Source organism: Streptomyces rectiviolaceus (genome assembly GCF_039533825.1).
Lineage (GTDB): Bacteria > Actinomycetota > Actinomycetes > Streptomycetales > Streptomycetaceae > Streptomyces > Streptomyces rectiviolaceus.
In genome coordinates, this window is the sequence record NZ_BAAAUG010000230.1 from 1 (window position 1) to 9612 (window position 9612).

The window sequence follows — 9612 nt, forward strand, 5'->3', positions numbered from 1 at the left end:
CCCCGCGCACCCGCCCCCGGCGGGAAGGCAGCGGACCGCCCCCCCCCGCCCCCCGGCAGGGGAAGTCAGCCGCCGCCCAGCACATGGGCCAGGTCAAGCGAAGCCGCAACCCTCGCCGAGACGCTCTCCGCATAAGCCGCATCCGCCCGCTCGAACTGCGTACGGCTCGCGCCCCGCAGGAACGTCACCACGCCCAGCGTCCGGCCCCGGCTGCGCAGCACCGCGCACAACGCGTGGACGGAGTCCTCCGGCCACTGCCTGGCCGCCGCCCACTCCCGGGCGCGCTCCGGCGACGCGGTGCCGGCGCTGGCCCGTACGGAACCCACCCGGTCCACGCACTGCGGGGCCGGGTGGCCCTCCAGATAGCGGACGGGCAGGCCCGCCTTGGCCACCGGCAGGCACGGACCGGGGGCGCCCGCGGGCGTGGCGGCGGCGCGCACGAGCCGTACCGGCCCCCCGTCACACACATCCCCCGCCACCAGATCGATCAGCGCGTGGTCCGCGAAACCGGCCAGGGCGAAGTCCAGCTGGACCGTCGCCGCCTCCGTCGGATCCTCGCACTCACCCGCAGCCCGCGCCGCACGATGCAACTGCTGCGAGCGGAAGCGCAGTTGCGCCGCGTCCTGCTCGGTCTGCTTGGCCTCCGTCACGTCAAGGAAGAGCCAGCCGACCCCCAAGGGCACCGGCTCCTCCGCGAGCGGCGAAGCCAGCCGCAGAAAGCCGCTGCGCCAGCAACGCCGCTCCGGCTCACCGCTCTCCGTGGCCCGCACGGAGACCCACATCTCGGCCGGCGCGGGCGGCGCCCCCTCGGCGAGCACATGGCTCAGCGCGCTCTCCAACTCCTCCACGCCCTGCCCGAGCAACTCCCCGAGGGGCCGCCCCAGCAAGGCCGTACGCCCCATGCCCAGGGCCCGCGCGGCATGTTCGTTCGCCACGGCGGGACGCAGATCGGCGTCGACGAGCACCACACCCCACGACGCGCTCTCGAACAGCGCCTCGCTCAGCGCGATGGACCGCTCCAGGTCGATCTGCGCGTGGACCTCGCTGAACGCGCAGTACACCCCGGAAGGCTTCCCGTCACCGCCCCGCACGGCTGCGGACTGGGTCCGCACCAGCACCCGCCCGCCGTCCTTCGTCAGGAGCGCGAACTCGTGCACCTGCCGCCCGTGAGCCTCCATGGCCGAAAGCAGCCGCGCCTCGACCTCCTCGGCGTCGGCCGTCCGCACCGCCCAGCCCGCGAACCCCTGCCGCCCGACGGCCTCCGCCGCCGACCACCCGAGAATCCGCTCGGCCTCACGGTTCCAGTGCGTCACCACACCGTCGGCGTCGAACGCGCACAAGGCGGCGTCCATCCCGTCCAGCAATGCCGCGAGCAATTCGGCCCCACCGGGCTCGGGTTCCTCCGGCCCCAGCTCGTCGGTGGTTCCGCTACGCCGGGAAGCACTCACCTGGCACCCCCTGCAGGCCGTGTCCTCATGAGCTGCATGTTCTGCATGTTCCGCGTGTACCGCACGTCAGATCATTGAACTCGAACGTGACGCAGCCCACAGGTACTTCCCAGAAGTTGGACGAAATCGTTGCCCGCGAAATGCGGGGAGCGGGTGCGGTGCCCAGAATCAGACGCACGTCCAAAGATTCGCACAAATGGCTGGCGTCGAGTGATCCGGCTCCCCATGAGCAGTGTGATCGCTAGCGTCGGCGATGAAGCACACGAAGGGAGATCGCTCGCTCCTCGGCACACGGCCGGAGCCTGTCTCGTCGCACGGACATGCCGAGTGATCAGCCCGAGTCATCAAGACCACCAGGTCAAAGGAAGGCGCCCTTTTGATGGCTACGTTTTCCGCAGGCGAGCACACCCACCGGGCTGTACTTCCTCAGCAGCCCGCTCTGGAATGCGTGAGAGCAGACACCCTCAGGAGCGAGGACGAAACGGCTCACGGACTCCCCGCCACCGCGCGGGGCACCGGCGGGGAACATGGGCGAGGGGAGACCGGCGGGCATCGCGTCAGACCCCGTCGGCGTCACGCCGAATCGGCCGCCGCGGCGGTGGAGACGGCAGAGATCGGGAGCGGTGACGCTCCCATGCGACCCAGGTACAGCGGAGGCATCGGCGCGAGCAGAGTCTTCGTACTGGCCAAAGACCGACAGCCGTTGATGCCGTGCCACCCTGCCCGTGCCCGCCAACTGCTCGACAGCGGACGCGCCGTGGTCCACCTACAAGTCCCGTTCACCATCCGGCTCAAGGACCGCACTCGCGTCCAATCGGAAGTCGACGGCGTACAGGTGCGCGTAGACCCCGGATCCAAAGCAACTGGCTTCGCCCTCACGGACGAGAGGACGGAGACGGACCAACGCGGGGAGGCCGCCCTCGTGCGACGGGGTTTGATAGCGGTCGAACTCCGCCACCGCGGTGACCAGATCCGCCACTGCATGAAGCAGCGCGCCGGATACCGGCACAGACGACGGTCCGCGAACCTTCGCCACAGAGCACCGAGGAGCAAGAACCGCACCCGCCCGGAAGGTTGGCTCGCCCCCTCACTGCGCCACCGGGTCGACACCACCGTTTCCCTGATGAACCGCTTCTGCCGGTACGCGCCGGTCACGGAGGTCCATGTGGAGAGCGTCGGGTTCGACTCCCACTCCATGAGCACGGGCAAGCAATTCAGAGAGGGCGAGTACCGAAACGGCACACTCGCCGGTACTGACGCTCGCGCGTACTTGCTCTCCGCACAGGGCAGAACCTGCCGTTACTGCGGAGCGACCGGTGTTGCTCTGAACATCGACCACATTCACCCCGTCAGTCGGGGCGGTTCCAGCAGGACCTCCAACCTCGTCCTCGCCTGCGTGCCCTGCAACCAGGCCAAGGGCAGCACACCCGTCACTCTCTTCCTCGCCGATCGGCCGGAGCTGCTTGCGGAGGTCCTTGCTCAGACCCGGACGCCCTTGCGCGATGCCGCCGTCATGAACTCGACCCGACGACAGCTCATCGAGGCACTGAATGTTCTCGGCCCACCCGTGCGTGTCTGGCCGGGCGGCCGCACTCAACGGAATCGCACTGCGATGGGGCTCGACAAGACCCACACCATCGACGCCCTCGCCGTCGGCGACCTGGATCGCGAGTACGGCGGCAGGATCGTCCGCGTGCCCGCCCGCGTCCTGGTCGTGAAAGCCACCGGGCGTGGCTCCTACGCCCGCACCACCCCCGACCGTTTCGGCTTTCCCCGACTTCACCGGGCCCGGACCAAACAGCATTTCGGATACATCACCGGCGATCTCGTACGTGCGACAGTGCCCGCCGGAAAGTGGGCGGGCACCTGGAACGGACGTGTCGCTGTACGAGCCAGGGGTCAGCACAGCATCGCCACGCCGAGGGGGCGGATCAATGTCTCCCACCGGAACCTGCGGCTGCTTCAGCGCGGCGACGGATACGCCTACGACACCCGGCAGGAGTCCGTCTCACCGCCTTCTCGAAAAAGCGGTTGAGTCGAGCCGCCCCGGTTCCTAGGGTGTGAGTCATCACGGAGAGGAGGTGGTTCGGCAGATGTATGGAAACCGGACGCGTGAGGTGACTGCGGGCTAGTGGCCCGTCGTCGCAACTCGATTTCGGCGCCGGACCAGCACGTGTGATGTGCGTGCAGCCGGCCCAATCCCAAGCAGTCACCCGACCCGCGAGCCGCCGGTGAGTCCGGCCGGCTTCCCGACCGTCTCGTACGGCGGGAACCACGGCTCGCGGGTCGTCTGCGTTCCCGGGCGCCGCGTCCGCAGGCTCAGCCCTTGCTGACCGCCGTCAGGATCTCCGGCAGCCGCCGCGCCACCCTCGGCGCCGCGAGCCGCAGGCCGAAGTACGTGATCACCGCGCCGTAGGCCCCGCCCAGCGGCAGCAGCAGCCAGGACCAGGAACTCGCGCCCGATACGTGCAGCCAGATGGTGAAGGCGAGCACCGGGGCGCAGAGCAGCGCCGCGGCGACCATCCCGCCGAAGATCGAGATCCAGGCCAGGCCCGCCTGACCGGGGGCCACGTTCTTGTAGCCCTCCTGCGGGATCGAGTAGGGGAAGCGGGCCGATGACCAGGCGCCGGTCGCCAGCATCGCGCCGAGCAGGGCGAAGGAGAGGCCGAGCCCCTCCGCCAGGCCGGTCCAGTCGCCGAGTACGGCCGCCGTGATGACCGTCACCAGCGTCGCGTACGGGAGGGTGATCACCAGGAGGGCCAGCGCGCGGGCGCGGAGTTCGATGTACGCGTCGTGCGTCGAAGAGATCGTCATCGCGACCATCCAGAACGCCGAGGTGTCCTGGCCGAACTGGTTGTACATGAGGACGCCGAGCATTCCGGCCGCGAAGCACGCGAAGTAGATGGAGCCGGTGCCTTGCAGGGCGTTGAAGAGCGGCACGATGAGCCCGATGGCCAGGGACGTCACCCAGGCCGCCTTCGTCTTCGGGTCGCGCCACACGTAGCGCAGGCTGCGCTCCATGACCGTGCCGGTGCGCCCACCGGGCAGCAGCGTGCCCAGGCCGCGCGCCGAGCGGGCCTTGGTGGGTTCCGCTGCCGCGAGCGTCGAGCCGTCGGGGGTCGTCATCAGGTGGGTGAGGCTGCGCTGCCAGAGGGCGAGGAGGGTGACGAGGGCCGCCGCGCTCAGGGCGAGCTGGGCGATCCCGGTGCCGTACGAGCCCTTGCTCACCGAGTCGACCGCGCCGATCGCCGATGCGGGCGGGAGCCAGCGCACCACGTCCGCCGCCGGGTCGAGTTGCGAGAGCCCCGACGAACCGAGCCGCTGCGCACCGAAGTTGACCACCTGCGCCCCGACCGCGATCACCAGGCCGCTCAGAACGGCGAGGTCGCGTCCCTTGCGGCTGGTCAGAAGCCGGATGTTGGCGGCGGCGACGGTGCGCGCCAGGGCCACGCAGACGAGCAGGGTCAGCGCGATGGCCAGGACCCCGGTGACGGCCGCCGCCGTGCCGTGCGCGAGTGAGATCACGGAGCCGAGCGCGAGGCAGAGGGTGAAGAGCGGCCCGATGCCCACCAGGGACGCCACGAGCAGCGCGCGCACCAGCGGCCTGGGGCGCAGCGGCAGCATCACCAGGCGGGTGGGGTCGAGGGTCTCGTCGCCGCCGGCGAAGAAGAGCGGCATCACCGCCCAGCCGAGCGCGAGCACCGCGGTGAGCAGGATGGAGACGGTGGCGGCGTGTTCGTTGCCGCGCAGGGCGATCAGGCCGAGGAGCTGGAGGGCGGCGACGAGGAGGGCCGCGGCGACCGATGCGATGTAGGCGGCGCGGCGGCCGGTCGACTGGTGCAAGCCGTTGCGCAGGAGCGAGAGTTTCAGGCGTACGAAGACGGGGGTGATGGAGGGGGAGGGGGCAGCCGTGGCCGGGGGCGCCGTGCTCATCGGGGGCGCCGTGCTCATCGGGTGCCGCCGCCCAGCCAGTCGAGGTGCGAGCCGGTGTCGCGTACCCCCGCGCCGACCAGCTCCAGGAACGCCTCCTGGAGCGAGGGGGCGGCGCCGCGCACCTCGGCGAGGGTGCCCTGGGCGCGGATGCGTCCCGCCGCCATCACGGCGACCCAGTCGCAGAGCGATTCGACGAGCTCCATGACGTGCGACGAGAAGACGACGGTCGCGCCGGATGCGGTGTAGCGCTCCAGGACGCCGCGGATGGTCTGCGCGGAGATCGGGTCGACGCCCTCGAAGGGCTCGTCGAGGAAGAGGACCTCGGGGTTGTGGAGCAGGGCCGAGGCGAGACCGATCTTCTTCCGCATGCCCGTCGAGTAGTCGACGACCAGTTTGTGCTGGGCGCCCGCGAGGTCGAGTACGTCCAGGAGCTGGGTCGCTCTCTTGTCGACCTCGTCACCGGGGAGCCCGCGCAGCCGTCCGGTGTACGCGAGGAGTTCGCGCCCCGAGAGCCGCTCGAAGAGGCGCAGCCCCTCGGGGAGGACGCCGATGCGGGCCTTGACCTGGACGGGGTCGGTCCAGACGTCGTGGCCGACGACCTCCACGGTGCCCCGGTCCGGCCGGAGGAGGCCGGTCACCATGGAGAGGGTGGTGGTCTTCCCCGCGCCGTTCGGGCCGACGAGGCCGATGAACTTGCCCGCGGGGAGGGTGAGATCGATCCCGGCGACGGCGATCTGCTGGCCGAAGGCCTTCCAGAGCCCCTGCACCCGCACCGCGGCCGGTACTGGCGCTGCCGCCGGGTTCTCCTCGCTCACAGTGTCCGCCGCCCTTTGTCGTCGCCGCCCTTTGACTGTGCACGATACGTCTTGGGCACCGTCGATCACCGGCTTCGCAGAGTTCGTCCGATCACCGGCTTCGCCGAGTTCGTCCTCGAACGCCGGACAGGCTGGAATCCGCTACCGCCGCGCCTCGCGACCGCACGCGTACGCCAGCGGCGAGATGATCTCCTCCGCGTCGGGGAGCCACCGGTTCGCCGCGGTGGGGCGGCACGCCCACTGCACTGCGCCCGTCGCGCCGAAGCGGGTCGGAGGCGCGGCCACGTACGTTCCCTCGCCCAGCGCCACGAGGTCGATCGCGGCCGGCGGCCACCCCAACTTGCGTACGAGGTCGGGCACCTTCGCCGCGGCACCGGGGAGGACGAAGAACTGCATCCGGCGGTCGGGCGTACAGGTCACGGGGCCGAGCGTCAGCTCCATCCGCTCCATGCGGGCGAGCGCGAGGAACCCGGCCGTCTCCGGTACGTCGATCGCGTCGAAGGTGCGGCCCGTGGGCAGCAGGATCGAGGACTTGGGCTGCTTGTTCCACAGCCGCCTGGCGACGGTCGCGCTGCCCGTCGCCTGCGTCGCCCAGTCCTCGCGCGCCGGGTGCGAACCGGGCGTCGTGCACGCGGCGTCACCGCACGAGCAGATTTCGGCCCCCTCGACGGACTCGAGCCACGTCCCGGGGAACACGTCCCAGTGGCGCTCTTCCGCGTATCGCACGGCCGTGTCCAGCAAGGATTCTCCGCGCTGCTTCGGGATGTGCGCGGCTGACGTGACTCCCATGGTCTCTTCCACGGACTTCTCAACTCCGCCCGACACCTACGGTTACGGCCGTCGCGTGCGCGGGGGCGGAGCATCGATCCTGCATGTGGGGCGCATGGGTGCACGGGCGGGGGCGCGCATGGGGAATGGGTTCCATGTGCGGGTAGCCAAGGCTGGGGCACTCCGAAGAAGCCCAGTTACCGACTTATGGTCCGTTTGTGGTGCATCTTCCGTTTGTTCCAAGGGCATTGATCATCTGGGGTGGCTGATTCCGGCCCCTCCGTCCAGATGAACCACGGTGCACATCAGGGGGTACGCCATGGCCGCAAGGCCGCTCGTCGCGCGGCAGCCCAACGAAAGGCTGCAGGCACTCATTCAGGAAGCGGGTTGCTCGAACGCGGGCCTGGCCCGCCGGGTCAACATGTGCGGCGCGGAGCACGGTCTCGATCTGCGCTACGACAAGACGTCGGTCGCCCGCTGGCTGCGCGGTCAGCAGCCGCGCGGCAGGGCGCCCGGCATCATCGCGGAGGCGCTCGGCCGCAAGCTGGGCCGGACCGTCACGATCGACGAGATCGGCATGGCGAACGGCAAGAACCTCGCCTCCGGCGTCGGCCTGCAGTTCTCGCCCACCGTGCTCGGCGCCATCGAGCAGGTCTGCGAGCTGTGGCGCAGCGACGTGGGGCGGCGGGACTTCCTGTCAGGGTCGTCCGTCGCCTCGTCCGCGCTCGTCGAGCCGAGCCGCGACTGGCTGATCTCGTCCCCGGACGCGCAGGTCGGCCGGATGGCCGGGCCGCGGGTCGGGCTTTCCGACGTGGCGGCGGTGCGGGCCATGACGGAGGCGCTGACGCAGCTGGACCACCAGTACGGCAGCGGGCATGTGCGGCCGGTCGTCGTGCATTACCTCAACAGTGTGGTTTCGGGGCTGCTCGCCGGTTCGTACCGCGAGGCGGTGGGGCGCGAACTGTTCGCCGCCGTCGCGCGGTTGACGGAGCTCGCCGGGTACATGGCGGTGGACACGGGCCAGCCGGGCTTGGCCCAGCGCTACTACATCCAGGCGCTGCGGCTCGCGCAGGCGGCGGGCGATCGCGGATACGGCGGTTATGTGCTCGCCGCGTCCATGAGCCATCTCGCGGCCCAGCTCGGAAACCCGCGCGAGATCGCGCAGTTGGCGCGGGCGGCCCAGGAGGGGACGCGCGGGCGGGTCACCCCGCGCGCGGAGGCCATGTTCTACGCCGCGGAGGCGAGGGGGCACGCGCTGCTCGGGGACGGGCGGTCGACGCAGGTCGTCGCGGGCCGTGCGGTCGAGGCGATGGACCGGGCGGCCGGGGAAGCGGACTCGGGCGACGACCCCGTGTGGATCCGGCACTTCGACCATGCGTATCTGGCCGATGAACTGGCTCATTGTCACCGTGACTTGGGGCAGGCGGACGCGGCGGCGCGCAGCGCCGAGGAGTCACTCGCGGGGCTTCCGGAGACGCGGGCGCGGCGGCGGGCGATCGGTCTGGTCCTGCTCGCCACGGCGCAGGTGCAGCGGCGGGACGTCGAGCAGGCGTGCCACACGGGCCTGAAGGCGGTCGAACTGCTCGGCACGCTGCGGTCGAACCGCGGGGCCGAGTACCTGGAGGACTTCCAGCAGCGGCTCGAGCCGTACCGCGAGGAGCCGGTGGTAAGGGAGTTCGGGGCGCGGATCGACGTCCAGGCGGCGTGAAGGGGCGCGGGGCGCGGGATCGGGTGCGTGAAGGGTTTGTGATGTGTGTCGCGCACCGGTGAACGTGGCCCGTCCCCGTCCTTTCCGTACCGTGAACAGCCAACTCCCGTACGCGATCGATCCTTCTCGGTGACGTAATCAGCGTTTCGCGGAGATCTTTTGTTACTTCCGTGATTGAGGCGGTCTCGGAGGTTTGAGCTGCGTGGCAGACGGCTGTGGCGACCCGGTAGCGTGAGCCGACGGTTCCGTAGGTCCCCCATTCGTAGGAGTCCCGGTGACGCAGCAGAGCGGGCAGGGTGCCGCTTCCTCCGATCCGCATCCCGCGGACCGGCACGCGCACGAAGGCATCGTGCTGCCTGCCGACGGAAGCGAGCCCTTGATGCCCGGCACCACCGGCGACCACGTGGCCCCCGCGGGCGGCAGCCCCTGGGGCCAGCCGTGGGGCCCGGCCCCCGCGGACCCGCCGCCGCCCGGCTCAGGCCAGGCGTGGGACGCCGCGCCGGGCCAGCAGCAGACATACGGAGCGGGTACCCCGCTGCCCGCCGAGGGTGCGCAGCAGCAGGGCTATACGCAGGGCGCTCCTTACGGGGGCCAGCCGTCGGACGCCTCATACGGAGGCCAGCCGTCGGACGCCTCGTACGGAGGCCGGCCGTCGGACGCCTCATACGGCGGTCAGGCTCCTGGCGCCGCTTATGGCGGTCAGGCGCAGGGTGCCCCCTACGGGACGCAGGGCACGGGTGCGCCGTACGCGGGGCAGCCTCAGGGCGGGCAGCCGCAGGGCGGCCAGCCCCAGGGCGGGCAGTACGGGGGCCACGCTCAGGGTGGTCATGCCGGGCAGCCGCAGGGTGATCAGTACGCGAGCCAGCCGCACGGCGGTCAGCACGCGGGGCAGCCCGCCGCCGACGGGCCCTACGCGGGGCCGGGTGCGGGCGGGGCCCAC

The 9612-nt window shown here is 70.9% G+C and carries 6 protein-coding genes and 1 pseudogene; 3 read left to right on the forward strand and 4 right to left on the reverse strand.

The annotated features are described in order from the left end of the window. Positions 1-65: 65 nt before the first annotated feature. Positions 66-1448 (reverse strand): PAS domain-containing protein, encoded by a 1383-nt coding sequence (locus ABD378_RS42880; RefSeq protein ID WP_344530754.1) that lies wholly within the window; start codon positions 1446-1448, stop codon positions 66-68. 634 nt (positions 1449-2082) lie between these two features. Between ABD378_RS42880 and iscB the strand changes: the two genes are divergently transcribed. Next, positions 2083-3483 carry an RNA-guided endonuclease IscB gene (gene iscB, locus ABD378_RS42885; protein WP_344530756.1) on the forward strand — a complete coding sequence of 467 codons (1401 nt, stop codon included), beginning with the start codon at positions 2083-2085 and terminating at the stop codon, positions 3481-3483. Positions 3484-3767: 284 nt separating this feature from the next. Here the strand turns inward: iscB and ABD378_RS42890 are convergent, their stop codons facing one another. The 3 genes from ABD378_RS42890 to ABD378_RS42900 form a co-directional block, all read right to left on the reverse strand. Further along, positions 3768-5381, reverse strand: coding sequence for a transporter (locus ABD378_RS42890; protein ID WP_344530758.1), 1614 nt, complete (start codon positions 5379-5381; stop codon positions 3768-3770). A 14-nt stretch (positions 5382-5395) separates the two neighbouring features. Further along, positions 5396-6196, reverse strand: coding sequence for an ABC transporter ATP-binding protein (locus ABD378_RS42895; protein WP_344530760.1), 801 nt, complete (start codon positions 6194-6196; stop codon positions 5396-5398). A 141-nt stretch (positions 6197-6337) separates the two neighbouring features. Continuing rightward, positions 6338-6985, reverse strand: a complete 648-nt coding sequence (locus tag ABD378_RS42900; RefSeq protein ID WP_344530762.1) for a bifunctional DNA primase/polymerase — start codon at positions 6983-6985, stop codon at positions 6338-6340. 298 nt (positions 6986-7283) lie between these two features. On the opposite strand from ABD378_RS42900, the gene ABD378_RS42905 reads away from it, so the two are divergent. Both ABD378_RS42905 and ABD378_RS42910 read left to right on the forward strand, forming a co-directional pair. Then, on the forward strand, positions 7284-8672 hold the full coding sequence (locus ABD378_RS42905; protein WP_344530764.1) for an NsdA family TPR-like regulatory protein: 1389 nt from the start codon (positions 7284-7286) through the stop codon (positions 8670-8672). 274 nt (positions 8673-8946) lie between these two features. Continuing rightward, positions 8947-9612: pseudogene (locus ABD378_RS42910) on the forward strand (hypothetical protein); the annotation flags it as partial.

Bases quoted from the DNA above. Each gene is read 5' to 3' on its own strand.
- iscB (WP_344530756.1), top strand. From the start codon at position 2,083: ATGCGACCCAGGTACAGCGGAGGCATCGGCGCGAGCAGAGTCTTCGTA.
- ABD378_RS42890 (WP_344530758.1), bottom strand. From the start codon at position 5,381: ATGAGCACGGCGCCCCCGGCCACGGCTGCCCCCTCCCCCTCCATCACC.
- ABD378_RS42900 (WP_344530762.1), bottom strand. From the start codon at position 6,985: ATGGGAGTCACGTCAGCCGCGCACATCCCGAAGCAGCGCGGAGAATCC.
- ABD378_RS42905 (WP_344530764.1), top strand. From the start codon at position 7,284: ATGGCCGCAAGGCCGCTCGTCGCGCGGCAGCCCAACGAAAGGCTGCAG.